At 41.2% G+C, this 23,423-nt stretch carries 21 protein-coding genes, 1 tRNA gene and 7 pseudogenes; 20 read left to right on the forward strand and 9 right to left on the reverse strand.

Features of this window, described 5'->3' with window-relative positions:
• Positions 1 to 71: 71 nt before the first annotated feature.
• Entirely contained in the window at positions 72 to 395 is a 324-nt protein-coding gene (locus JCM19033_RS09825) for a YuiB family protein (RefSeq protein ID WP_269758109.1), read from the forward strand.
• A 305-nt stretch (positions 396 to 700) separates the two neighbouring features.
• Entirely contained in the window at positions 701 to 1,360 is a 660-nt protein-coding gene (locus tag JCM19033_RS09830) for a 3D domain-containing protein (RefSeq protein WP_054636183.1), read from the forward strand.
• 23 nt (positions 1,361 to 1,383) lie between these two features.
• Here the strand turns inward: JCM19033_RS09830 and JCM19033_RS09835 are convergent.
• Positions 1,384 to 2,204: pseudogene (locus JCM19033_RS09835) on the reverse strand (cobalamin-binding protein).
• A 24-nt stretch (positions 2,205 to 2,228) separates the two neighbouring features.
• The gene (locus JCM19033_RS09840; RefSeq protein WP_054636184.1) at positions 2,229 to 2,711 is read right to left on the reverse strand and encodes a divergent PAP2 family protein; all 483 of its coding nucleotides are present in this window, start codon (positions 2,709 to 2,711) and stop codon (positions 2,229 to 2,231) included.
• A gap of 832 nt (positions 2,712 to 3,543) precedes the next feature.
• Here JCM19033_RS09840 and JCM19033_RS09845 point away from each other — a divergent pair.
• From JCM19033_RS09845 to JCM19033_RS09855, 3 genes are read left to right on the forward strand one after another with little or no spacing between them, the layout of a single operon-like run.
• Entirely contained in the window at positions 3,544 to 4,089 is a 546-nt protein-coding gene (locus tag JCM19033_RS09845; protein WP_054636185.1) for a TRAP transporter small permease, read from the forward strand.
• 24 nt (positions 4,090 to 4,113) lie between these two features.
• On the forward strand, positions 4,114 to 5,385 hold the full coding sequence (locus JCM19033_RS09850; RefSeq protein WP_054636186.1) for a TRAP transporter large permease: 1,272 nt from the start codon (positions 4,114 to 4,116) through the stop codon (positions 5,383 to 5,385).
• A 50-nt stretch (positions 5,386 to 5,435) separates the two neighbouring features.
• Entirely contained in the window at positions 5,436 to 6,524 is a 1,089-nt protein-coding gene (locus JCM19033_RS09855) for a DctP family TRAP transporter solute-binding subunit (protein WP_054636187.1), read from the forward strand.
• Between the two features lie 255 nt (positions 6,525 to 6,779).
• Here JCM19033_RS09855 and JCM19033_RS09860 read toward each other — a convergent pair whose 3' ends face one another.
• On the reverse strand, positions 6,780 to 7,340 hold the full coding sequence (locus tag JCM19033_RS09860) for a biotin transporter BioY (protein WP_054636228.1): 561 nt from the start codon (positions 7,338 to 7,340) through the stop codon (positions 6,780 to 6,782).
• Positions 7,341 to 7,506: 166 nt separating this feature from the next.
• Between JCM19033_RS09860 and JCM19033_RS09865 the strand changes: the two genes are divergently transcribed.
• On the forward strand, positions 7,507 to 8,007 hold the full coding sequence (locus JCM19033_RS09865; RefSeq protein WP_306301301.1) for a hypothetical protein: 501 nt from the start codon (positions 7,507 to 7,509) through the stop codon (positions 8,005 to 8,007).
• 52 nt (positions 8,008 to 8,059) lie between these two features.
• On the opposite strand, the pseudogene JCM19033_RS09870 reads toward JCM19033_RS09865, so the two are convergent.
• Positions 8,060 to 9,262: pseudogene (locus JCM19033_RS09870) on the reverse strand (MFS transporter).
• 183 nt (positions 9,263 to 9,445) lie between these two features.
• On the opposite strand from JCM19033_RS09870, the gene JCM19033_RS09875 reads away from it, so the two are divergent.
• From JCM19033_RS09875 to JCM19033_RS09895, 5 genes are all read left to right on the forward strand, one after another.
• Positions 9,446 to 9,868, forward strand: coding sequence for a hypothetical protein (locus JCM19033_RS09875; RefSeq protein WP_269758110.1), 423 nt, complete (start codon positions 9,446 to 9,448; stop codon positions 9,866 to 9,868).
• Between the two features lie 40 nt (positions 9,869 to 9,908).
• Positions 9,909 to 10,178, forward strand: coding sequence for a late competence development ComFB family protein (locus tag JCM19033_RS09880; RefSeq protein ID WP_198153472.1), 270 nt, complete (start codon positions 9,909 to 9,911; stop codon positions 10,176 to 10,178).
• Between the two features lie 79 nt (positions 10,179 to 10,257).
• Entirely contained in the window at positions 10,258 to 10,746 is a 489-nt protein-coding gene (locus tag JCM19033_RS09885) for a glycerophosphodiester phosphodiesterase (protein WP_054636190.1), read from the forward strand.
• Entirely contained in the window at positions 10,743 to 11,018 is a 276-nt protein-coding gene (locus JCM19033_RS09890; RefSeq protein WP_054636191.1) for a glycerophosphodiester phosphodiesterase, read from the forward strand. The genes JCM19033_RS09885 and JCM19033_RS09890 overlap by 4 nt, the downstream gene beginning before the upstream one ends.
• Before the next feature lie 93 nt (positions 11,019 to 11,111).
• The gene (locus JCM19033_RS09895) at positions 11,112 to 11,582 is read left to right on the forward strand and encodes an S-ribosylhomocysteine lyase (protein WP_054636192.1); all 471 of its coding nucleotides are present in this window, start codon (positions 11,112 to 11,114) and stop codon (positions 11,580 to 11,582) included.
• Positions 11,583 to 11,674: 92 nt separating this feature from the next.
• Here JCM19033_RS09895 and JCM19033_RS28140 read toward each other — a convergent pair.
• Positions 11,675 to 12,330: pseudogene (locus JCM19033_RS28140) on the reverse strand (cysteine hydrolase family protein).
• A 281-nt stretch (positions 12,331 to 12,611) separates the two neighbouring features.
• On the opposite strand from JCM19033_RS28140, the gene JCM19033_RS09905 reads away from it, so the two are divergent.
• Together JCM19033_RS09905 and JCM19033_RS09910 are read left to right on the forward strand one after the other, a co-directional pair.
• Positions 12,612 to 13,106: an Lrp/AsnC family transcriptional regulator gene (locus JCM19033_RS09905; RefSeq protein WP_054636193.1), complete on the forward strand. Its 495-nt coding sequence runs from the start codon at positions 12,612 to 12,614 to the stop codon at positions 13,104 to 13,106.
• Positions 13,103 to 14,289: pseudogene (locus JCM19033_RS09910) on the forward strand (aminotransferase). Before JCM19033_RS09905 ends, JCM19033_RS09910 begins: the two are co-directional and overlap by 4 nt.
• 417 nt (positions 14,290 to 14,706) lie before the next feature.
• On the opposite strand, the pseudogene JCM19033_RS09920 reads toward JCM19033_RS09910, so the two are convergent.
• A pseudogene (locus JCM19033_RS09920) lies at positions 14,707 to 16,052 on the reverse strand (sodium-dependent transporter).
• A gap of 217 nt (positions 16,053 to 16,269) precedes the next feature.
• Between JCM19033_RS09920 and yugI the strand changes: the two are divergent.
• Positions 16,270 to 16,698, forward strand: a complete 429-nt coding sequence (gene yugI, locus JCM19033_RS09925) for a S1 domain-containing post-transcriptional regulator GSP13 (RefSeq protein ID WP_054636195.1) — start codon at positions 16,270 to 16,272, stop codon at positions 16,696 to 16,698.
• A 222-nt stretch (positions 16,699 to 16,920) separates the two neighbouring features.
• Here yugI and JCM19033_RS09930 read toward each other — a convergent pair whose 3' ends face one another.
• On the reverse strand, positions 16,921 to 17,148 hold the full coding sequence (locus tag JCM19033_RS09930; RefSeq protein WP_054636196.1) for a DUF378 domain-containing protein: 228 nt from the start codon (positions 17,146 to 17,148) through the stop codon (positions 16,921 to 16,923).
• 257 nt (positions 17,149 to 17,405) lie between these two features.
• Between JCM19033_RS09930 and JCM19033_RS09935 the strand changes: the two are divergent.
• The 3 genes and pseudogenes from JCM19033_RS09935 to JCM19033_RS09945 all read left to right on the forward strand — a co-directional run bounded on the left by JCM19033_RS09935 (position 17,406) and on the right by JCM19033_RS09945 (position 20,562).
• Positions 17,406 to 18,572 (forward strand): annotated as a pseudogene (locus JCM19033_RS09935) (iron-containing alcohol dehydrogenase).
• 115 nt (positions 18,573 to 18,687) lie between these two features.
• Positions 18,688 to 20,042 (forward strand): annotated as a pseudogene (locus tag JCM19033_RS09940) (glucose-6-phosphate isomerase).
• A gap of 121 nt (positions 20,043 to 20,163) precedes the next feature.
• Positions 20,164 to 20,562: a YugN-like family protein gene (locus tag JCM19033_RS09945; RefSeq protein ID WP_054636197.1), complete on the forward strand. Its 399-nt coding sequence runs from the start codon at positions 20,164 to 20,166 to the stop codon at positions 20,560 to 20,562.
• Here the strand turns inward: JCM19033_RS09945 and JCM19033_RS09950 are convergent.
• Together JCM19033_RS09950 and JCM19033_RS09955 are read right to left on the reverse strand one after the other, a co-directional pair.
• Entirely contained in the window at positions 20,559 to 21,305 is a 747-nt protein-coding gene (locus tag JCM19033_RS09950) for a TrkA family potassium uptake protein (protein ID WP_198153473.1), read from the reverse strand. The two genes, JCM19033_RS09945 and JCM19033_RS09950, sit on opposite strands and share 4 nt — an antisense overlap.
• Complete coding sequence (locus JCM19033_RS09955) at positions 21,217 to 21,627, reverse strand: potassium channel family protein (RefSeq protein ID WP_054636199.1); 411 nt, start codon at positions 21,625 to 21,627, stop codon at positions 21,217 to 21,219. The genes JCM19033_RS09950 and JCM19033_RS09955 overlap by 89 nt, the downstream gene beginning before the upstream one ends.
• A gap of 51 nt (positions 21,628 to 21,678) precedes the next feature.
• Here JCM19033_RS09955 and JCM19033_RS24255 point away from each other — a divergent pair, with 51 nt between their 5' ends.
• The 3 genes from JCM19033_RS24255 (at position 21,679) to JCM19033_RS09965 (ending at position 23,347) form a co-directional block, all read left to right on the forward strand.
• Positions 21,679 to 21,837: a hypothetical protein gene (locus JCM19033_RS24255; protein WP_198153474.1), complete on the forward strand. Its 159-nt coding sequence runs from the start codon at positions 21,679 to 21,681 to the stop codon at positions 21,835 to 21,837.
• Between the two features lie 55 nt (positions 21,838 to 21,892).
• Positions 21,893 to 21,968 (forward strand) — tRNA-Ala (locus tag JCM19033_RS09960).
• Positions 21,969 to 22,249: 281 nt separating this feature from the next.
• Positions 22,250 to 23,347: an AI-2E family transporter gene (locus JCM19033_RS09965; RefSeq protein WP_054636200.1), complete on the forward strand. Its 1,098-nt coding sequence runs from the start codon at positions 22,250 to 22,252 to the stop codon at positions 23,345 to 23,347.
• The last annotated feature ends 76 nt before the right edge of the window (positions 23,348 to 23,423 follow it).

A 23,423-nucleotide genomic window follows, 5' to 3' on the forward strand; every position in this document is an offset into this window, starting at 1 on the left:
TCTAGCCTGATAGATATTGACGCTTCTCGCGTCCTTCTGTAAACTAACAGTGACGCGGAGGTGAAAGAGTAGTGATTAGCAGTTTACCCCAGTTGATCATTTCTATGATTTTATTTTTGATTTTGTTTTTTGGGATAGGTTTTTTGCTCAATATGATTTTACGTTCCACCTGGATTATGGCAATTATATATCCGATCATCGTGATTATGATCGTCGATAATATAAGTTTCTATGATTATATTCTTGCTCCTGTTTCTTCATTTGCTGCATTGGGACAGGACCTGGCTGCACTTCACATGGCAGATGTACTTATTTTATCATGTGGAATGGCTGGTGCTATTATTGCAGGAATTATTATTAGAATGCTTAGAGTCAGAGGGTACCAAATGTTTTAAATGAAAGCTTCTCTATGGAATAGAGAGGCTTTTTTTGTTGTCTCTAAAACAAGGAAGTCTGCATTCTTTTTAACTAAGCTGAAACAGCTGCAGATTAGTCGAAGCGAATACAGTGAACTGAATCGTTCTCTGCAGCTTGGAAGACAACATGAAAGGTGTAAGAGGGTGAATTTGTACCTTTAGATTACTTCATCTGAAAAGCTTTTGGGAAAGTCTCTTTTTTCCTGGGTGAAAAACGAGCTCCTCTTTAAAGAATAAATGTCCGTCAATCTGGGCAGGATGTTTTGATAAGAGGAGTGATTACAATGGAACCCATGAAAACCGTGGGAAGACGAGTAACGATGAGTGTACTGGTACTTGCAGCCTTTATGTTTACTGTCGATCAGATATCAGGTGTAAAGCCCGCTGATATATCAAACTGGCTCGAGGAACAACCTTTGCCTTGGAAGGCTCCTCAGGTTGATCATATAAAAGAAGCAGGCTATAAAAGCAGCAGGCTTAACTATAAAGGAAGTTTTCAAGACCAAACGGGTCTTTCATCTGAAAAAGAGACAATGACCTTAAGTCAACAGCCGCTGAAAAATTATCCTGCCAAGCATGTAGTGGCTACCGGCTATACAGCAGGTCCTGAATCTACAGGGAAAAGTCCCGGTCATCCTGCCTACGGCATTACATACTCAGGAGTGGAGGCACGCAGGGATGTTGTATCGACAATCGCAGCTGACCCGGAACATTTCCCCATTGGGACTGTGCTGTATATTCCTGAATATGGTTACGGAGTAGTGGCTGATACAGGTTCTGCTATAAAGGGTATGAAAATTGACTTGTTCTACGAAACAACTGATGAGGTATTCGAAGAATGGGGAAAGCGTGAGCTTGAAGTCTATGTAATAAGAGAAGGAAAGGGACGCCTTGATGAGCAGGATTATATACAGATTAACAGTCAAATAAAAGCATCACTCTAAAAAACTCGCCCAACGGGCGAGTTTTATCTTTTATAAAAGGAAGTATATAAAGGATCTTTGTGATCTGATGGGGGGAAATGCTCAGGATGCAAAAGAGAAGCAAGTTTTTTAAGGCCGAGTAACAGGCGGGGAGATGGTCTGCAGTACAAGGGTTCTTCAAGAATATGAATTCGTCCGTTTTGCACAGCCGTCATGTCTTGCCAGTTTGGACGTTTACGTACTATTTTTGGATTAATTTTGGAAGTCTGAACTCCTACCCAGGCCAGGCATATATGGTCAGGTTCTGCTCTCTTATCTCTTCCCAGGTTATTTGGAGGCTTGGTTCCTTTTTGTGTTCAAATATATTAACCCCTCCGGCAAGCCTGCTGATCGTGGAAAGCCAGTTGCCTCCTCCTGGAGTGAAGACTGGTTTGGGCCACCACTCCCAGTATAGCCTGGCCGGCTCAAGCTTTGCGGAACGACTTTTGTAAAAATGAATAACTTCGTCGAAACGTTCATTTATTCTTTTTGCTTCCTGTTCTTTTGATACTGCCTCCCCAAGCAGAAGCATGTCTGTTTTAATGTCATTTAAAGAATTAGGTTCAAGTACTATATAGGGAATATCCATTTGTTTAAGAGCTTCAACATTTTTTTCCATCCCTGGAACACTGAGGGAGGCAAGAACTAGATCGGGCTTGAGCTTACTGACTTTTTCCATATTAATAGAAAGGTCTGGGCCAAGTCGTGGAAGGGATTGGATAGATTCCGGCCAGTCGGAAAAGTCATCTACTCCCACCAAGTAATCAGTCAGGCCAAGGTATGCTGCTAATTCTGTATTACTGGGACAAAGAGAAACAAGGCGCATAATAGCCGCTTCCTTTCTAACGTATTAATAAGGGATTAGTATGGCATTAGCTACTAAAGCAATAATGATTCCAAGAAGGGCTCCAAAGAAAACTTCAATTGGCTGATGTCCCAAAAGCTCTTTTAGCTCTTCTCGCTTCTCTGTTTCCTCTTTTTTCTGCCACGTTTTTGCTTCATTAACAAACTTGTGGAAATCATCAACTAGCTGGTTTAATACGGTTGCATGATAGCCGGCATGTCTTCGGACCCCAGTAGCATCAAACATTACAATTACCCCGAAAATGGTAGTAATTGCAAATAATGAAGAACCAAAACCATGATCTAATCCGACAGCAGTGGCTAACGCTGTAACGGCAGCTGAATGGGAACTGGGCATTCCGCCAGTACTGGTCACAAGGGTCATATCCCATCTTCTTGTGGCAGCAAAAGCAAGGGGAACCTTGACTGCTTGAGCAAAGATTATAGAAAATAATGCGACCCATAGAGGAAAATTTGAAAGTATTTCCATGAAAGAAGAACGTCCTTTCTTGAAGAAAAATTTAGTGTGAGTGTACATCCCGCTCAAAACGAGAGAAAAAACAGAAAGTGAGGCGGCGTTTCTAGATGTACTTAATGTTTTTTGTTCTCCTCTATAGATACCAAATTATAATAAAGTTAAAACTTTATCATTAAAGGGAGTGCTGGTATACTACTAGAAAGAAAAAATATTCCTATTTGTTAGAATATTTATTTATTCTGAGGAAGGCTTTATTTTTGCACCTTTTTATAAATGGCTCTGTTAAAGGCGAATTTAATTTTTGATAAGTCATTTGATGGTAGAAAGTCATAAAAAATAAACAAAGCCTTTATAAAAATAGGGTTTCTACTCAGTATAACATATGCTCGGCGGGCTCATCCATGAGGTGATTAAGTAAAGATATGAGGAGTACAAAGCTTTTAAGAGCATATGCGATAAAAATAGAAAAAATGTGATAAATTTACAAGGGATTTGGCGATTAATGAAGAAGATATCTAGTACTTAAAACATGAATCAATAATTCGGTGTTTTGAAAAAAGGAATTAAGGGAATGCCTTATTTCATGTTTTAAATGGAAAAAAGGGGAGTCAGGGTATTTAGTAGTAGATCTGTTTCACTCATTCGTTAAAACAGCATGACAGAGTTCTTGTGTGCATAGACGCGTATCACAAGAGCTATCTTACACACAGAGATGGTGATAACACTTATACAAAGGATAAAGAGGATATACCGCATTGAGAAAATTCAGGGCATTTAGTATGATTTTTAGATAGTGCAGGCTACTCCCTGTGCTTTCATGAAGTTAGGAGGCAGAAGACTCTGGATGAATACGTTTAATAGGGTAATCAGCATTCTCGATCGGTCTTTAATGAAAATAGAGGAGCTTATCTTAAGCTTTGCAATTATTGTCATTTCTGTAATGGTTATTGGTAACGTACTTAGCAGAACATTCACGGGAGCAAGCTGGGCGTTCAATGAAGAAATCAGTCGCTTTGCTCTTTTTTTAGCTACTTTTATTGGTATTAGTTACGTAGCAAGAAAAGGGAGGCATATCAGTATGTCAGCTTTTTTTGACCTTGCTCCGCATAAGATCAGGAAAGCTTTGGCAATCATTATCCCTTTAGTCACAGCAATTGTATTGTTTGTTCTTGCTTATTATGCTTACGGCTACATGGCTTCTGTCAGGGACTCAGGACGAGTTACCGCCGCTCTGCGTTTCCCTTATTATTGGATGCTGATTGCAGTTCCCCTTGGGTTTGTTCTCGGAGGTATTCAATTTTTACGAAACGCATGGATCAATATCAAAGAGAAAGATGTTTACTTAGCTACTGATAAGAAAGATTATGATCGAACAGATGGAGCAATTTAAAATTTAAAGAGAGAGGAAAGTCTTATGGTTACTACACTCTTAGCCATCATGGTAATCTTTTTATTTCTGGGATTTCCAATGATGATTCCACTGATTCTTGCTCCTCTTGTTGTTGTACTATTCTTTTTTCCAAATGTAGACCCCATATTTATGGTGCAGCAAATGATGGAGGGGATATCATCATACGTGCTGCTCGCTGTTCCACTTTTTATTTTTGCTGCTGACATTATGTCCACAGGGAAAACCTCGAAAAGGCTCCTTGATTTTGTTGGCGCATTTGTGGGGCATTTGCGGGGCGGGTATGCGATAACTACGGCTGCTGCCTGTACCCTGTTTGGCTCTATTTCCGGATCGACGCAGGCTACGGTTGTTGCGATTGGTAAGCCAATGAGGGAGAGGCTGCTTAAGGTAGGATATAAGGATTCCAGTGCGATTGCTTTAATTATTAATGCAAGTGATATTGCACTTCTTATCCCGCCAAGTATTGGAATGATCATTTACGCCCTCATTTCGGGCACATCGGTTGGGGAATTGTTTATCGCCGGTATTGGCCCCGGGTTACTGATCTTTTTATTCTTTGCGATATATGCATACATACATGCGAAGATTTTTAATATTCCATTGGCCGAAAAAACAACATGGAATGCACGATTCAAGCTTACAGGCAAGGCCCTGTTTCCACTAGGTTTCCCAGTTATTATTGTTGGGGGGATCTATACAGGGATTTTCACGCCTACAGAGGCAGCAGGGATATCAGTACTGTATGCAATAATATTAGAAGTTTTAATCTTCCGATCCATCAAAATTACACAAATTCCAAGTATAGCGTTATCAACTGGTCTTGTTACATCCGCTGTGTTTGTTTTAGTTGCCGGAGGACAAGCTTTTGCCTGGGTCATCCAGTTTGCACGAATTCCTCAGTTAATTACTGATGCTTTTCTCGGTGGTGATCCTTCGGCTGTATACGTTCTAGTCATTGTGGCCATTTTCTTCTTTATAGGATGTATGTTTGTTGATCCGATAGTAGTAATCTTAATACTTACACCAATATTTTATCCTGCAGCAATGCAGGCAGGAGTTGATCCTGTTCATTTAGGGGTGGTTATTACGTTCCAGGCTGCGCTAGGCTCAGCAACACCACCGTTTGGGGTGGACATATTTACCGCAAGTGCGGTGTTTAATAAGTCTTATCTAGACGTTATCCGAGGAACACCGCCTTACATTGTAATGCTGCTGATTGTGTCAATTTTAGTTATTATGTTTGAAGAGATTTCTCTTTTCTATCGCTTCTTATAAGCGGCAGATGTTGAGTTATAGATTAAAGAAAAACATAGGGGGTAATTTAGATGGATTTTAGAAAGAAACCTTGGTTAATGGCAGGCTCAGCTTTTCTCCTTACTGCTGCAATTGCTGGATGCGGAAACGGCGGGGATGACGCTGCCGAAGATAATGGAGATGCCGGCGGCGACGGAGAAACATATGAATGGCGCTTTGTAACTGAAGAGAACCAAGGACAGGTTCAATATGAGTATGCTGAGGAATTTGCTGAAAGACTAAATGAAAAATCCGATGGCCAAATTAACATTGATGTCTATGAGTTTGGCGGCCTTGGAAGTGAAGTTGACCAAGTGGAGCAACTTCAAAGCGGCGTTGTTGAATTTGCCATTGTGTCACCAGGCTTTACTGGAACAATGGTAGAAGAGGGTCAATTGTTTGCCCTGCAGTTCTTGTTCCCGGATGACGTAGCTGAGACTCAAGAAGTGCTTGAAACAAGTGAGGCGCTCAATACACACCTTGCTGAAAAATACGAAGAACATAATATTAAGCCCTTATCCTTCTGGACAGAGGGTGCTATGCAATGGACTGGAAGCACACAGCTGCGCACACCAGATGATTTCCAGGGGTTTGCAATGAGAACACAAGAATCTCCGTTAATTATGGAGTCTTATCGTCAATACGGTGCTGATCCTACAGCGATGAGCTGGAGTGAGCTATATACAGGTCTTCAGCAAGGAACTGTTGACGGCCAGGAAAACCCAATTTTCTTTATTGAGGATGCAGGCTTCCATGAAGTTCAAGACCATATGACTATTTCCAACCATAATAACTATGTAGCTATGACTACAGTGAATCCTGGTTTCTACAATGACCTTCCTGAAGATATTCAAGCAATGATTGATGAAACTGTGGAAGAAATGAAGGAAGTAGGGTTTGAACTTCAGGACCAAATGAATGAAGAACTTCTTGATGCGATTATTGAAAATGAAGACTATCCAACTGACGTATATGAGCTTAATGAAGATGAGCGTGAGCAGTTCAGAGAGCTGGCTGAACCAATGCGCGACTACTTCAGAGAGAATGGCGGCGAAGATGCGGCTGAAATTCTAGACATGTTAGAAGAAGAAATCGAAGAAGTTACTGGTGAAGAAGCTTAAGGTAATAAATTGGAGGGTGTCTCATAAGGTCACATTGCAGTGGCCTGGATGAGGCACTTTCTTTTTTGGAAGAACTATTACATTAGCCGGGACAAAACCAGTAAAAGAGTCGCTCTCCTGATCAAAGTGCCAGTTGGCTACGTTAGTGAGTGTCACTTTGAACAACTAACTACTGAAAACAAAAAAAGGGACCTCTCACCGGATTGAGAGTCCCTTCTTATTTAGCTGGATTTTGTCCCAGCTTTTTTTTATGGATTATGAAACTGATTGTTGTCTTGGTGATTGAAAGTGGGTGTGACGTTTTCTTATTAGATAATATATTTTATAGCCGGCTCCTGCAGAAAGGACAGTGAAAATAATATCTTTTACTAATGGAGCGGCCATCCAGGCCCAAACCATTGAATAGCTGAAGCCCTCTGGTGCTTCTGCAATAAATAAATAAGCATAATACATGTAATTCGTTCCCAATAGATAATTAATTGTAAGACCGACAAAGGCTGCTATGAAAAATGTTGGTAAACCAGGATTTTGTTTGGACTCAATTAATTTTCCGACAACGTAAGCTACGAGAATGAATGATAGAATAAAGCCGAATGTAGGGCTGACGAAGGTTCGCAATCCCCCGGAAAATTGAGCGAAGACAGGCATGCCTACAAGACCGATTAACGTATAAATAATCATGGATAAGGATCCAAGGCGGCTGCCAAGAACAATACCGGCAAGTATAGCAATTATAGGCTGGAGGGTTATAGGGACCCCCCCAACAACGAGAAAAGCCGTGATGTTTGCTCCTACCCCCATGAGAGCAGCAAACATTGCTACTAAAATAATGTCTAGCGGTTTAAATTTCAAGGGACCACCTTCCTTAGTACATAGTCGTATTTTTATCCTACTTAAATATTGCCCTTTCGTCAACTTATTTTTTATATTGGTTAACAATACAGTCTTTCTACCTTGTCTGGAAGAAAAGCGGTGAAGATTCATGGGGACGTCACAATACGAAGGGCAAGTGATCTTGCCGCCGAATCACTCTTATGGAATAATACAAGCTGAAAGCCATTTAGAGATTATAAACATGGGGGAAATAGATTTGAATCGAACTAAATTTTTATTGCAGACTTCAGCTATTTTTGCAGTCATTGGTACAATTATGGGATCACATATGGCAGGCGCGGGTTCTATGGCATTACGGCCAATTCATGCTCATATTTTGGTGGTGGGCTGGCTGTCATTATTTGCATTTGCTGCGTATTATCGGATGTTTCCTGTTCCTAAATCCTCAAAGCTTGCAACGGTCCATGTATGGACAGCATTTTTTGGATCAATTGGCCTGAGCGGAGGCATGTGGGCATATTATTTTATACCAGGCTCAATGGTCACTCTCATGGCGTTTATCATCGGGGGAACAATTCTGGCAGTGAGTTTCATTTTGTTTGCAGTCATGACATTTGTTCACGGTAAGTACATTACAGATGCACAATAAAAAAGGGCTGAGCTCAAAAGTGAATGTTTGAGCTCAGCCCTTTTATAATACCCTAAGATCTGACTTTGCCTGCTTCTGCTGAAGGGAGAGAAGAGTGTTGATTGGTACGAGAAATGGTGAGCCATAAGACGAAAGCGCTTATGATAAAGAGCCCCCCTGATACGATAAAAACAAATGGGATATGGAAAAAAGAGGCGACCGTTCCCCCCATTACAGGCCCAACAACATTTCCCAGAAACCGGAAGCTTTGATTATATCCCATTACCTCCCCTTGCACAGTTACAGGGCAAGCTTGTCGAATATAGGCTGTCATGCATGGAATTAACCCGCCTACCTGCACACCAAACAAAAAACGCAGGAACACAAGCTGCCATATCTCTGTAACAAAGGCCTGGGGGATAAAAAAGACGGCAGATAAAATCAGCAATATGAGCAGTACCTTTTCATGACCTATTTTGTCTCCAAGTTGTCCCCATTTTCGAGCGGCGACCAAGCTTCCAAGACCAGTTACGGAGAAAACAAAACCAGCCATAAAAGCAATGTTTTCAGTTGAATTTAACTCATTTACATACAAGGCGAGCAGAGGCTGGACGCTAAAATTAGCTGTTTGCATTACCAGTGAAATAATCATCACGATAAGCAGGACAGGATGGGTAAAACATGGCGGAAAATTTCCTTTTTACTGTAGGCTCTTTCTTCTTCTCCTTCCTCCTTGTAAACCACTTCCTTTACTCCGAAAGCAACGAGTACGGTCGATAATGCAATAACAATGGATGTAATAACAAAGGTCAACGCAAAGCCAGTCGTATCTGCCAATACTCCTCCCATAAGAGGTCCAAGCAGTCCCCCGGCAACCGTGCCAGTCTGCAGGGTGCCGAGCTTCTCACCAGCTGTTTCTTTACTGCTCTGTGCCGAGATCAGTGCAATGGCGGTGGGGATAAAACCTGTAACGATCCCCATGAACAGCCTAAGCAAAAAAAAGTCCCATAACGGATTCAACAAAACCCATCAAGAAAATGCTTATGGATATACCGAGTCCCGTGATGACTAAAATCGACTTCCGGCCGTAACGATCCCCAAAACGCCCCCATAAAGGAGCAAAAAAGAATGCCACTAAAAAGGTAACACCAAAGACATACCCGGCCCAGCGTTGTACATAGGCATCAGAAAAGTTGCCGAGTGTTTCTATATATAAAGATATAAAAGGAAGAACCATCGTAGCGCTGGCTGCTACAAAAAAATTGGCAAACCACATAATTTTTAAATTGCGGCTTGCAATACGTTCAGAGTTAATAAGTAATCACCCTCAAAAATACATCACACATGACTGTGTTTATTTCGTCTCACTAAATATTGTACCCTATATAATATTTTATGAAAAGTCTTATGACCTGCTGAGCGTGATATGCTACCATGATAAGGAAAGGAAGGGATGGCTGTGGAAAAAGTGTATCATGCTACAGAATCCAGACCGCTCTGGTTGTTTTTATTTGTACTGACGGTTTGGTATGCATTTTATTTTGAGTTTCAAATTCCCGTTCTACCATACTTATTGCCACTGATACCTATTTACTTTTTGTTAGTTACATATGAACTTCAAGTAGACGAGGACATCATCCGCATCAAAACCAAATTGTTCAATCTTACAATTAAAGAAAAGACAGCTGAGCCTGAAAACATAAAAGAAATGGTTATTTTATACATGAAATGGGCTCAAAAAGGTGTGCTTATCAGACTGCATAAAGGGATGAGGTGGCGTGTGATCCAATATACCCCGGCAGATTACGATGAAGCTCTCAAGCAATTTGCCCGAAGCCACCAGGTGCCTGTGATGATTCATGGAGACCCTCCGAACCAATAAGAAACCTGTAAAAAAAGGACTTTCCCTGGGGCAGGAGAGGATGGATACAATGAAAAACGCAATGGAAGGAATTGTTGCACATATACTAAAGGAACATGTGCATCATTTGTATTTACCATGTACTTGTGTAGAATGTCAGCAGGACGTTGCAGCACTGGCTCTGAATCAGCTCCCACCCCATTATGTACGCTCCACAGAAGGAGAAGCCTATATTAGGGCAAAGTACATGGAGGATCAGGAAAAGGCTGTTGTCCTGGGGGCACTTGCCAAAGCCGCAATAAAAGTATCAGAAAACACAAGCCATCAGTAATCTCCACCTATAACCAGTGTATTGTAATTAAAATTCGGGGATAGGTAAAGAAAAGGACAAAAAGTGGGGAAGTATCAAAATGATAAAAGAGTTAGCCACGCCAATCATTATTTCTCATCGTGGTGTAACCAATTTAGGTGCACAGGAAAACACAATTGAATCCTTTAACCAGGCGATTGCCGGCGGGGCCGATTATGTTGAAACTGATATTAGACGTACAAAGGATGGTTATCTGGTTTGTTTTCATGATAAGAAATGGAACAAGGTTCCTGTCGGGGCGTTAACCTATAAGGAATGGATCATGCAGACAGGTCTTCTTGGCTGGACTCCTCCTTTATTAGAGGATGTTCTTGACGCATGCAGGGGAAAGATCAGGTTGAATTTGGAAGTAAAAGAACCTGGTCTTGAAGAAGATATCATCAAAACGGCCAGTGGTCGTTTTCCTCTTAAACACCTGTTAATTTCTTCGTTTAATGATGAAATTTTAGTAAGGGTAAAAGAAATTGACTCTCACGTTCCTACGGGACTTTTGCTTGGCAAAATGTATTTCAGCACAGACTCAGGTTGACGGCTTACCAGCAGGATATCTTTCCAGAAAGAAGATTAATTAAAACAAAAGCTGATATAGTCTGTCCTAACTACCGTGTCCTCAGGCTGAACTTTTTAAAAAGAATGCATGCCTTACAAAAGCCTGTGTATGTATGGACGGTCAATCATCCTAAAAGAATGGTTGATCTTGTGGATAAAGGGGCAGATGGCCTTATTACCGATCAAGTAAAGCTTGCCGGTGAACTGTTTGGCAAAAAGGAAATCGCAGAAGATAAAGGAAAAACATCTTAAATGATTGTATTAAGATAGCAAACCATAGTATCATCATAATCAAACTAGCATATATGAAGAGGATTTCCTCTTTAAAGAATAAGGAGTGATTTCATGCCAAGCGTAGAAAGTTTTGAGCTTGATCACAATATTGTAAAGGCCCCGTATATTCGCCATGCAGGCGTACAGAAAGTTGGGAGTGACGGTCACGTTAACAAGTACGATATTCGTTTTTGTCAGCCTAACAAACAAAACCTTCAGCCTCCTGTCATTCATACGCTGGAGCACTTGCTCGCTTTGAATGTCCGTCGTTTCACGGAAGAGTATGATCACTTTGAAGTGATAGACCTTTCTCCAATGGGGTGTCAGACAGGCTTTTATCTTATTATGAATGGTGAGCCTTCAATTGAAGAACTTATTGATGTCCTGAAAAAAACTATGGAATATTCTATTGAGCTTGAAGAGGTGCCGGCCGCTAACGAAGAACAGTGCGGGCAGGCTAAGCTTCATAACCTTGAAGGTGCAAAAAAATGGATGAAGTACTGGCTTGAACAGGATGCTGAATCATTGAAAGAAGTATTTTAAACAAACGTTTGATTAACGGACGCTTCCTCTCCTAAAGAGGAAGCGTCTTTTATATTGCAAGTATATTACAAACAAGTAAGGTGCCAGGCACCTTACTTTCGTTGCTGTTTAAAGTAATCATTTGCTTTTTGAATAATTTCCACTAGATCCAGTTCGTCGGAGGAAGTGATGTTTGTTTTTAAGAGAGCGTGCATCATCTCCAAGGAATTCAGGTCACTCTCTTCGGTGTTAGAGGCTGTGCAGTCAGAGGGTACAATGGTTTGGTAGTGGCGCATGTAGGCGTCGTTTACCGTAAAGTGAACACACATGTTGCCTGCAAACCCGGCAATAATCAACGTTTTTACTTCTAGATAATCGAGCAGCAGATCAAGAGGAGTAGCAAAAAAGCTGAGAACTGAGGCTTTAAAACAAAATAGTCATCATCTTCTGGCAGAAGCAATTCTACGATAGGCTTGCCTCGTACGTTATTTTCAAGACAATGGTCAACGAGCTGTCTGAAATCACTTTGCCATCTTCCATAATTGTCATTTACATAAATGACAGGAACGTCGTAAGCCTTTACTCTTCTTTTTAATTTTGCTATTTTTTTAGCGGCTGGAAGAGACTGTTCAAATAATTTCTCTCCATCTTCAAATTCCATATCATTTATTGTGTCTATTAATAAAAGAGCAACAGAGGCTTTTTCAGGTACATGCTCAGGGTTATCTTCACTTTCTTTTGAAGCATCCACTGGTTTATGTTCTGCCATTTTTCAGTCACCTGCCTTGAGAATAGCAATTTTATAGTAAGGAGCTGGGCATATCATTGCGCAGCCGTAACAAGCGTTTTAACACAAATAGAGCGTAGTTTAGTATTCCCCAATAGGTGGAAGAGAAAACGAGAGAAGTGCTCAGAATTTTTAAAAAGGAACCTCAGTTTTTCGTATTAATATGATATGATTAACGATACGAAAACTATTTCCTCTGCGGTTTTAAAAACAGAGAGAAACGGCAGAGGCTGAGAAGCAACGTTGGGAAAGGAGTCAGTGAGATGGAGGAGAAGGAACTAGAAATTTTACATCTTGTTGAAGAAAACGCCAGATTGGATGTACCTACACTGGCCAGGATGGTAGACGTGAGTGAAGAGAAAGTTAATGGAATCCTGGCGAAGCTTCAGGAAGAAAAAATTATCTTAAGCTACAATGCAGTGATCGACTGGAGCAAGGTTGATGATCACCCTGGGGTTACAGCTATGATTGATGTGAAAGTTACACCTCAGCGAGGAGTAGGCTTTGATGAAGTAGCTGAGCGTATCTACAGATTTTCTGAGGTGAAAGCATTATACCTTGTGTCAGGCGCTTATGACCTTCAAGTAGTCATAGAGGGAAAAACGATGAATGAAATTTCCAATTTTGTCTCAAGTAAGTTATCAACACTTGATTCAGTTATATCCACAACTACACATTTTCAGCTCAAAACATATAAACACGATGGGGTAGTGTTTGATGACGGCGAAGAAGACAAAAGAATCGTGGTTTCGCCATGACTTTCTCATCGGTTAAAAATAAACAGCGTTTATCGGACTCAGTGCAACGAATAAAGCCATCAGGAATCCGGCGTTTTTTTGACCTTGCCTCCACCATGGATAATGTTATTTCTTTAGGTGTTGGGGAGCCTGATTTTGTAACTCCGTGGAATGTTCGTGAGGCAAGCATAAATTCCATGGAGAGAGGGCATACAGCATATACGGCAAATGCCGGCCTACTGGAACTGCGACAGGAAATATCTAAATATATGAAGCAGCGTTTTCAAGTTTCATACCAGCCTGAGGGAGAAGTTCTTGTTACAGTCGGAGCCAGTGAAGGAATAGACCTGGCTGTCAGGGCCATCGTTAATCCAGGTGATGAAGTGATTGTAGTGGAACCCAGCTTTGTCTCCTATGCGCCAATTGTATCCTTGGCCGGTGGTGTGCCAGTACCTATTGGTACAAAAAAAGAGAACGATTTCAAGCTGACACCTTCCCAATTGGAAGAGGCAATTACAGCGAGAACGAAAGCAATCATTCTCTGTTTCCCTAATAATCCAACCGGGGCCACTATGACTGAGAATGAGTTAAAAGAGATTGCTTACCTGGTGGAAAAGCATGACCTTCTCGTTTTATCTGATGAAATTTACGCGGAACTCAGCTATGATGAGCCCATTATAGTTTCCCGCGCTGTGAGGGAATGTGGGACCGGACGATCTTGATATCTGGGTTTTCCAAAGCCTTCGCTATGACAGGGTGGCGTCTTGGGTTTATCTGTGGACCAGAAGATATCGTTTCAGCTATGCTGAAAATCCATCAGTATACAATGATGTGTGCATCTACACTGGCTCAGCATGGAGCCATTGAGGCTCTTCAAAACGGACAGGAAGATGTAAGTCGCATGGTTACCAGCTATAGACAAAGAAGGAACTATTTAGTGAAAGCTTTCGATGAGATTGGACTTCCTTGTCATTTTCCTGGAGGGGCATTTTATGCTTTTCCGGATATTAGCCCGACAGGAATGAACGCTGAGGAATTTGCTGAGCAGCTTTTAGTAGAAGAACAAGTAGCCGTGGTGCCTGGGGATGTATTTGGAGAAGGCGGTGAAACTCACATCCGCTGCTCTTATGCTACTTCACTGGATTCTTTGCGGACAGCTATCGAACGAATGGGTGCTTTCCTGGAGCGTCACAAAATAAATTAAATAGTGTTAGTAAGAAAGGCCGCACAATAAAGCGGCCTATTTTTTATGAAAAATTGATAAAAAGAAAAAAACGAAGGCTTCACTGCATTTGCACGCAGCAGGCCTTCGGTTTTTTTCCGGTTACTTCTTTAAAGCTGGGGGAAGCTTTTAAAGTGTACTACCGGAGAAAGGGGAGAAAAAGATTACTGGATTCACAGCCTCTTCAACAGAGAAAACAAAGCAGCGGGCTTTGCCTCATGAAAGAGGGGGAATAGCATTAATAGTATTCCCGGAATTCTATAAAATAATCCACTATTTTTAAAAAAAGGTGCCTGGCACCAAAATTGGCTGTAATATAATTTTTTCAGCGGGTGCTTTTCCTCTTACAATCAGGCGATGATGGAGATTACAGCTCCAAATATCTCTGGCACTTTCAGTTTAAAGTATTCCAAGCACATTTAAGAAAGCAATGGCAATTGCAATTGGAGCAATGTAACGAATCGTTATAAACCACACTTTGAAAAAGCCGGACCCTAAATTAGAACTGCGTAAAAGCTCCTCCTGCAAGGCTGACTTACTCATTTTTAACGGAACAAATATTGAAATCAGCAATGCGCCAAGAGGCAGCAGAATATTGGAAACTAGAAAGTCTAATTGATTAAAAAAAGTATCCCCAAAAATAAGCCATTCACCAAGAAGTCCAAATGACAAATTAGATGGAATTCCGATGAGGAAAATAATGAGACCCATGCTCCAAGCCATTTTCTTTCGTTTTGCCGGATCGCTTTTTGATGTTGTAGCTACAACAATTTCTAACAGTGAAAAGGCTGAGGTCAAAGTAGCGAATAATAATAAAGCAAGAAACATGGATAAAAACACAGAGCCAAAAGCCATTTCACTAAACACAGCAGGCAGAACAGTGAAAATGAGACTAGGCCCTTCATCTGGTTCAAGTCCAAATGCAAAAACCCCCGGGAATATCGCCAAGCCGGCAAGAACAGCGATGAATACACTGAGACCTACTATGGATGTAGCAGAACGGACCAGATCGTCTTTTTTAGACAAGTAGGAGCTGTATGTTACCATAATAGAGACCCCAAGGCTTAAGGAAAAGAAAGCCTGTCCCAGTGCAAAAAGAATCGTTTCGCTTGTCACTTCGCTCCAATCTGGCTGAAGGAAAAACGTTACTCCTTCCATTGCGCCTTCCAAGGTTACGGAACGAATCACAAGGATAAGAAACAGGATAAACAACAGTGGCATCATCAGGTGCTTGCCCGCTCAATTCCTTTTTGGATTCCCCCTTGGACAATTAAGATCGTGATAAGCATAAATCCAAGATGGGCAGCACCAACTTCCCAGTGATTTGAGATAATGCTCCCAAATAACTCACCGAAATCTCCGGTTGCCGGATCAGTCAATCCCCCAGTTAAGCTCCGGATAAAGTAAGTAAGAATCCAGCCGCCGACCACTGAGTAAAAGGAAAGGAGAAGAAAGGAGGTTACCACTCCAAGTATCCCAATTCCGTGCCACAAGCTGTTGGGAGCAATTTCCTTATACGCTTGGATCGCATTCTTGTTGGTACGCCGGCCAATGACAAACTCAGCCAGTAATAACGTAGTCCCTAATAATAAGGTGAAAAGTAGAAAAATAACAAAAAATGCCCCGCCACCGTTGGTTCCAGCTACATAAGGAAGTCGCCAAATAGCTCCAAGCCCTATGGCCGAACCAGCAGCAGCTAAAATAAAACCGATCTTAGAAGACCATTGTTCTCCTCGATTAGCCATAAAATATTCTCTCCTTTTGAATTCTCAACATGGTTCACAATAGCTATGTAGAGACTGTTTGTCAACTTTTATATTTTTCCGGGAAGGCACAGCGCAGGCCTTTTTCAAAAGGTGTTTACACTACTTGTATTGATGGAATAAGTATTATATCCAAATTGCTGTGTTAAGCCACCTGTGATATACTTTATAGGTTAAAAAATAGTTAGGAGATGTTTTCATGTCGGTACAGCAATATGAAGTAGGTAGTATCGTTGAAGGAAAAGTAACTGGGATTAAACCGTTTGGTGCTTTTGTGGCTCTTGATGACCAGAAACAAGGACTTGTACACATTTCAGAAGTGACTCACGGCTTCGTGAAAGATATTAATGATGTGTTATCCGTAGGAGATGAAGTGCAAGTAAAAATCAAATCCATTGATAATGAGTCAGGAAAGATTTCCCTTTCTATTAAAGATACTCAGCCAGCCCCAGAAGGAAAAGGAGCTCCACGTCGCGAAGGCGGCAATAAGCCAAACAACCGAAGTGGCGCCGCAGCCGGAACTCAACAGAAAAGTCAGGGTTTTAATACTCTTGAAGACAAGCTTAAGGACTGGTTGAAGCAATCAAATGAGATTCAAGCAGACCTGAACAAAAGAGTTCGTAAATAAGCAATATAAAAACGTCCGGGGTAAAAGCTCGGACTTTTTTATTTTATAGCCAGTGATACAGGAGAGGGGGCAGAGTTGAAGAAAGGATTGAATTTTATTCAAATCCCCCCGGCACATTTCAGCTCTCAGCTATGCAGACGAGGAAGAAAAAGCATAAAAGCCCGAAGCGATAGCTCCGGGCGGCCTGTACATAATTAAGAAGCCATGAACAATTGACAGGTGTTAGCGTTGTGTTTCTGGGCTTCTTTGAAGCTCGCTATCAGGTTTAAATAAGATAGAGATACAATAGATCCCTGCAATCCCTACAATTGCATAGATTACACGGGAAATGGCTGCTGCTTGACCACCGAAGATTGCTGCGACAAGGTCAAAACCAAAAAAACCAATAAGTCCCCAATTAATTGCTCCGATCATGGCGAGAACCAAAGCTGTACGTTGTATTCCGCTCATTATTCTTCACCTCCCTTTACTTTTTCCACCCTTCATCTTAAAGAAAATAGGACGAAAACTTCCCCCATAAGCAGGGAATAGGGTCTGTAGGTATAGAATGAAATAAAGAGAAGTACTTTATGCATGTAACCTTCATTTTTTTGAGTATCTTATTTTTTTACCCTGTGATTTTATATAAGATAGCATTGTTCAGGGATTGCTTTTTCGATTAAATGTAAGACAGGCACAATCAATATGTCTATTTACTGGAGGCTGCAATGAAAGAATTTACTTTTCAAAACACGACGAAACTGCATTTTGGAAAAGGAATGATTGCCAACCTGGGAAAAGAAGCGAAATCATTTGGTGACAATGTTCTCCTTGTATATGGAGGAGGAAGCATTAAGAAAAATGGAATTTACGATGAAGTGCTGAGCGAATTAAAGGGCCAGAATATAAAGGTGACAGAGCTTTCTGGAGTTGAGCCAAATCCAAGACTTTCTACGGTAAATAAAGGAGTGCAGCTTGCAAAAGAAAATAATATCGACCTTCTTCTGGCAGTAGGCGGCGGAAGTGTTATTGATTGCACCAAGGCTATTGCTGTAGGAGCCGCAAGCGATGTTGACGTATGGGATGTCGTCACGAAAAAAGCAAAGCCGGACAAAGCTTTGCCGCTGGGCACAGTGCTCACCTTGGCTGCAACCGGTTCAGAAATGAATGCTAATTCAGTAATTACAAACTGGGAGACGAATGAAAAACATGGGTGGCCCATCCTCTTGTTTATCCTGCTTTTTCCATACTGGATCCTGTTTATACTTATTCTGTGCCTGCTGATCAAACAGCATTTGGAATTATTGATATGATGAGCCACGTAATTGAAACCTATTTCCATGTGGAAACCAACACACCGGTGCAAGACCAATTGGCAGAATCTCTGCTTAGGGTTTGCGTTGAGACAGGCCCTAAATTAATGGCTGAACCAGAAAATTATGAATACCGGGAAACAATTATGTACTGTGGAACCATGGCTTTAAATGGCGTCCTTCAAATGGGAGCCGCGGTGACTGGGGAACACATAACCTGGAGCATGCTGTTTCAGCTGTGCATGATATACCCCACGCCGGAGGACTCGCTGTTTTATTTCCAAACTGGCTTAAGCAGACCATTGAAAAAGAGGTAGGAATCACGCGTATGTCTCGTTTGGCAGAGCAGGTTTTTAATGTAGATAAGAGCAATAAAAGTGAAAGAGAGGCTGCATTGGAAGGAATCGATAAGCTCCAGGAGTTCTGGGGTAATCTGGGCGCTCCAAGCCGCCTGAAAGATTATAATATTGGAGAAGACAGTTTGGGAACCATAGCAGATAAGCCTTAGTCAATGGCTCGTATGGTTCGTTTTTAACACAGGACAGAGAGGTTGTCGAAAAAATTCTCAGAGACTCATTATAGAGAAATAAAATATATTTGCAGCTGAAGACGATTACAATTGGAAAACGTCTTGATTTGTCAGTTTGGCTTCTTTACATTGATAGAAGACGTGTTAGAAATAGGAGGGAAAAATGCTATGGGCAATCAACTAAACTTGGATTACAGTAATGCTTTGGATTTTGTGAGAGAAGAAGAAATCAGTCAGCTGCAAGGAGCCGTTACCCAGGCTCACGAGGCTCTTCATAATAAAACAGGTGCAGGAAATGACTTTTTGGGATGGGTGGATCTGCCGGCAGATTATGATAAAGAGGAATTTTCACGCATCCAGCAAGCCGCCGACAAAATTAGCGGGGACTCTGATGTACTTATAGTGATAGGTATTGGCGGTTCATACTTAGGAGCCAAAGCAGCATTGGAGAGCTTACACCATACGTTTAGAAATCAGCTTCCAAAAGAACAGCGTAAAGGCCCTGAAATTTACTTTGCCGGACATCATATTAGTCCTTCTTATGTAAACGATTTGCTTCACATCATTGAAGGGAAGGATGTATCACTGAACGTAATATCTAAATCAGGACTACGACCGAGCCTGCCATTGCTTTTCGCATTTTCCGTGAGTGGATGGAAAATAAGTATGGGAAAGAAGAAGCGGCGTCAAGGATTTATGCGACGACCGACAAAGAAAAAGGAGCTTTAAAAACGCTTGCTTCTGAAGAAGGGTTTGAATCATTTGTCGTGCCAGATGATGTAGGCGGTCGTTATTCTGTCTTAACGGCTGTGGGACTTCTGCCGATTGCTGCGTCCGGCCTTGACATCGAAAGCATGATGAAAGGAGCAGCAGATGCACGAGAAGCTCTTTCCACAGACAGCCTGGAAAAAAATGAGGCGTACCAATATGCGGCCTTACGCCATGCTCTTTACCAAAAAGGTAATATGATCGAGCTTCTTGTTAATTATGAGCCAAGGCTTCAGTATGTTTCTGAGTGGTGGAAGCAGCTATTTGGCGAAAGTGAAGGAAAAGATGGAAAAGGATTGTTCCCGGCTTCGGTTAATTTTTCTACAGACCTTCATTCCATGGGACAATACGTGCAGGATGGCCGCCGTCACCTGTTCGAGACTGTCCTGCAAATTGAAGAGCCGGGCAATGACATTACCTTAAAAGAAAATAAAAGCGACTTAGACGGCTTAAACTATCTTTCCGGCGAAACAATGAACTTTGTAAATAAAAAAGCGTTTGAAGGTACTCTTTTAGCTCACACCGATGGAAAGGTACCTAATTTGATTGTTACGATTCCAGAAATGAATGAGTACCATTTTGGTTACCTGGTTTACTTCTTTGAAAAAGCTTGCGCGATCAGCGGCTATCTTTTAGGTGTAAACCCGTTTGACCAGCCAGGAGTAGAGGATTATAAGAAAAACATGTTTGCTTTGCTTGGAAAACCTGGATTTGAAGAGCAGAAGCAAGAGCTTGAAAACCGCTTGAAAAAATAACAGCCAGCCCGGTTCTGATTGATCAGGACCGGGTTTTTTACTGTTGATACGTCCCGTTCTTCTTGATGTATGAAAAAGGATAGAAATGTCGAAGCTAACCAGGTAAAGGGGGTAATCGACAATGATCCAACTTCAGTCAAGAATTGAAGAACATAAATTCAAAATGGAAACATTAAAGGAGAAATTGCAGCCTTTAGGGTATGGAATTGGAGGAAATTGGGATTATGATCATGGTTACTTTGACTATAAAATAGACGATGACCATGGATACCATTTCCTGAGGCTGCCATTTCGGACTATTGATGGAGAGGTTGAAACAAAAGGTGTAACCGTGGAGCTTGGACGCCCGTTTTTATTAACTCATCAATATGAGGAAGGGATTGATGATGTCGTCTACAACTATAATGCCTTATTCAACCAGTTCCAAAAGCCAGTTGTAAACGATGCGGCCGTTCCTAACAAGTACTTAGAAACAGGCCGTTTGTTAATAGAAGAGCTGGAAGCCACATTGTTAACCTAATGGTCTACAAAGAGAATGGAGTCTTCATGGGACACAAAAAAAGGAGCATTAGGATTTAACAGCATTTTCCCCTGTCTTTTTACACCGAGAGGCAGCTTGCCTTCTTTTCTGAATTCGTGTAAAAGCTCTTCAAAGGAAAGCCCCACCCATTCATCTTTTATTTCAGTCATCTTGAGGTTATACTGGTCCTCATGCTCAAGTAAATCGGTTATGATACTTGCTACTCCAGGATAAATCGTACTTCCGCTCATCAAAAGGCTGGTCACATAAGTCGATTCTATGACTTCATCTGCACCGGCTCTTTTTGCGTTGGCGAGAAGTTCAGGAGTTAATATTTCAACAGTTACCATTGCCTTATCGCTATTGCTTTTCACTGCCAGAAGAGTTAAGATCGTCCGTGCATCGCTGTCTTGTTCATTCATTGATCTTCCTGCGGTTATGAGTACACTTGCAGCTTTGGAGATATTCGCCTTCTGCAAGGTTTCATCTATGTTAGGGTTCCCTTGAATAAAGTGAACACTTGAGTGACGGGGAAAGGGAGGCTGCTGAAGAGTTTCGTCAATGAGGACAATTTCTCTTTGGGAATGTTGCCTCTGCAGCTCTTTAATCACCTGCCTGCTTTTTTCATTCCAGCCAATGACAATGCAGTGGTTCTCATAACGGCAGGAAAGCTTGCCCTGGCGCCATTGTGTTTCCTCTGTAACGGTAGTGGCAGCCAAGGATGTAACAAAAAAAGGTGACAAATCCAATTCCAAATAAAATAAGGATAATAGCAATAACGCGCCCAATCGTGCTATCAGGTACAAGATCGCCGTACCCCACTGTAGAAGCACTGACTATGGCCCACCAGACGGCATCAAAGTAAGTGGGAAAGGTATGTGGTTCCAGCCGGTGCATCAGCCAGCTTATACTAATAATAATAATCCCAATTACTAAAAATAGTCTCGTTAGCAAGTGAGACTTAGCAAATTGCTGAGTAAGCTTATGAAAAGGAAGCATTTTCATACATCCTCCAGACCAAAAAAGAGTAGTAGCTTCAGTATAGCCAACCTCTTGTTCATTCAACCTTCATCTGCTATAGTTAGGAACGGACAGAGAGGAAGCGGGTGATAGAGAATGATTCAAGCACTGATTTTTGGGATTGCTGTATTTTTAGGGTGGATCCTTCTCGATTGGGTGAAGGAAAAGAAGCTGAGAAAAGAAAAAGTAAGAGAAGCGGCGGTTACGGCTGTATTTGGGGCTATTGGCTGGCTGATTCTTGACTTCATTTTATAAATTGACAACTGCCAGGAAACATTATATAATTAAACATGTCTGAATAATAGGAAATGGGGCATTAGCTCAGCTGGGAGAGCGCTACACTGGCAGTGTAGAGGTCAGCGGTTCGAGCCCGCTATGCTCCACCATACATAATCACAACGTAACCGTCGAGGTTACGTTTTTTTGTTCTTTTTACTCATTCTATCCTTTTTCGTTCCATCCTTGACATCTATATTCGTTACTTTAAGGGGTATGTTAATAAATAGATTCCTTTGCAGAACGTGGTTTCATTGATTTCCTGATCCGATTTGTCATATATTTAGTAAAAGATGCACAAGACTTATCTAAAATGAGTCCTGACTTTAAGGGTATCCTGCTTTTTTAGTTTCTTTGAATACTGTCCTATTTATTTTGCAGGAGTGGTTACATGTATAATAAGTTTTTAAAAACTGGGTCGGCAATTATTATTATTTTTTTAATTATCTATTTAGGGACGCTCATTGACTGGATTTTTATCCCTCTGCTTGTATTTTTCCAAACAGTCTTTTTTCCCATTGTAATAGCAGGAATACTATTTTACATATTTAGACCTATTGTTCACAGGCTGAGTAAGAAAATGCCAAGAACACTTGCGATTTTACTATTGTTTTTCGGTTTTGCCGCTTTAATTGTAGCTCTCCTTTCACTTATTGTTCCCGAGATTGAAAATCAAATGAATAGTCTAGTCAACAGCATGCCAGTAATTATTTCTGAAATGCAGCAGCTGCTTATACAGATTCAACAGCATGAACTGGTACAACGATTTGATTTAACGGAACTATTTCAAGTTGAAGAGCAGATAGAGCAAGCTGGGTCTGTTATTAACAACATTATGTCGAATATTGTACCTAACACTTTAAGCTTTGTCGGTGCCGTGTTTAATGTATTAATCGCCCTGTTTGTTATTCCTTTTATTCTTTTTTACTTGTTAAAAGAAGGAGAAAAGTTTCCAAATAGTATTCTCCATTTTATTCAGGAGAAAGATAATAAAAAAGAAGCGAGCCGTATTCTTAGTGGTATGGATAAGATGTTAAGTAATTATATTCAAGGAATTCTTATCGTTTGTTCCTTTATAGGAATTCTTTGTTACATTGCATTTACGCTTATTGGGTTGGACTATGCATTAATTCTTGCGCTCTTTGCCATGATGACCAATGTAATTCCATACGTTGGTCCTTGGCTTGGTGCGGTGCCTGCCGTAATAGTCGGGATCTTGCAATCTCCATTTATGGCTCTGCTTGTGATTATTATCATTGTGATCATTCAACAAATTGAAAGCATTCTGCTTCAACCACAGGTAATGGGCAAAAAGCTTTCAATGCACCCGGTGACTGTATTGATTTTAGTGCTTGTAGCGGGACAATTTTTGGGTATTGTCGGGATGCTCCTTGCCGTTCCCACGTATGCCGTCAGCAAGGTATTTGTCACCCATCTCCATAGACTATGGCAAGTGAAACAACAAGAGAATAAGCTGAAAGATACCTAACGATCGTTGTGGGGGAAATGAACGGTTGATGAGAGAGTATTCTTAAAAAGATAATTATACAGAACTAAGAAGAGCG

The organism is Thalassobacillus sp. C254, assembly GCF_001310615.1.

Excerpts from the sequence above, each read along its gene's own strand:
- JCM19033_RS09830 (WP_054636183.1), top strand. The coding sequence starts at position 701 with ATGGAACCCATGAAAACCGTGGGAAGACGAGTAACGATGAGTGTACTG.
- JCM19033_RS09840 (WP_054636184.1), bottom strand. The coding sequence starts at position 2,711 with ATGGAAATACTTTCAAATTTTCCTCTATGGGTCGCATTATTTTCTATA.
- JCM19033_RS09845 (WP_054636185.1), top strand. The coding sequence starts at position 3,544 with ATGAATACGTTTAATAGGGTAATCAGCATTCTCGATCGGTCTTTAATG.
- JCM19033_RS09850 (WP_054636186.1), top strand. The coding sequence starts at position 4,114 with ATGGTTACTACACTCTTAGCCATCATGGTAATCTTTTTATTTCTGGGA.
- JCM19033_RS09855 (WP_054636187.1), top strand. The coding sequence starts at position 5,436 with ATGGATTTTAGAAAGAAACCTTGGTTAATGGCAGGCTCAGCTTTTCTC.
- JCM19033_RS09860 (WP_054636228.1), bottom strand. The coding sequence starts at position 7,340 with ATGTTTGCTGCTCTCATGGGGGTAGGAGCAAACATCACGGCTTTTCTC.
- JCM19033_RS09865 (WP_306301301.1), top strand. The coding sequence starts at position 7,507 with ATGGGGACGTCACAATACGAAGGGCAAGTGATCTTGCCGCCGAATCAC.
- JCM19033_RS09880 (WP_198153472.1), top strand. The coding sequence starts at position 9,909 with ATGGATACAATGAAAAACGCAATGGAAGGAATTGTTGCACATATACTA.
- JCM19033_RS09885 (WP_054636190.1), top strand. The coding sequence starts at position 10,258 with ATGATAAAAGAGTTAGCCACGCCAATCATTATTTCTCATCGTGGTGTA.
- JCM19033_RS09895 (WP_054636192.1), top strand. The coding sequence starts at position 11,112 with ATGCCAAGCGTAGAAAGTTTTGAGCTTGATCACAATATTGTAAAGGCC.
- JCM19033_RS09905 (WP_054636193.1), top strand. The coding sequence starts at position 12,612 with ATGGAGGAGAAGGAACTAGAAATTTTACATCTTGTTGAAGAAAACGCC.
- yugI (WP_054636195.1), top strand. The coding sequence starts at position 16,270 with ATGTCGGTACAGCAATATGAAGTAGGTAGTATCGTTGAAGGAAAAGTA.
- JCM19033_RS09930 (WP_054636196.1), bottom strand. The coding sequence starts at position 17,148 with ATGAGCGGAATACAACGTACAGCTTTGGTTCTCGCCATGATCGGAGCA.
- JCM19033_RS09945 (WP_054636197.1), top strand. The coding sequence starts at position 20,164 with ATGATCCAACTTCAGTCAAGAATTGAAGAACATAAATTCAAAATGGAA.
- JCM19033_RS24255 (WP_198153474.1), top strand. The coding sequence starts at position 21,679 with ATGATTCAAGCACTGATTTTTGGGATTGCTGTATTTTTAGGGTGGATC.
- JCM19033_RS09965 (WP_054636200.1), top strand. The coding sequence starts at position 22,250 with ATGTATAATAAGTTTTTAAAAACTGGGTCGGCAATTATTATTATTTTT.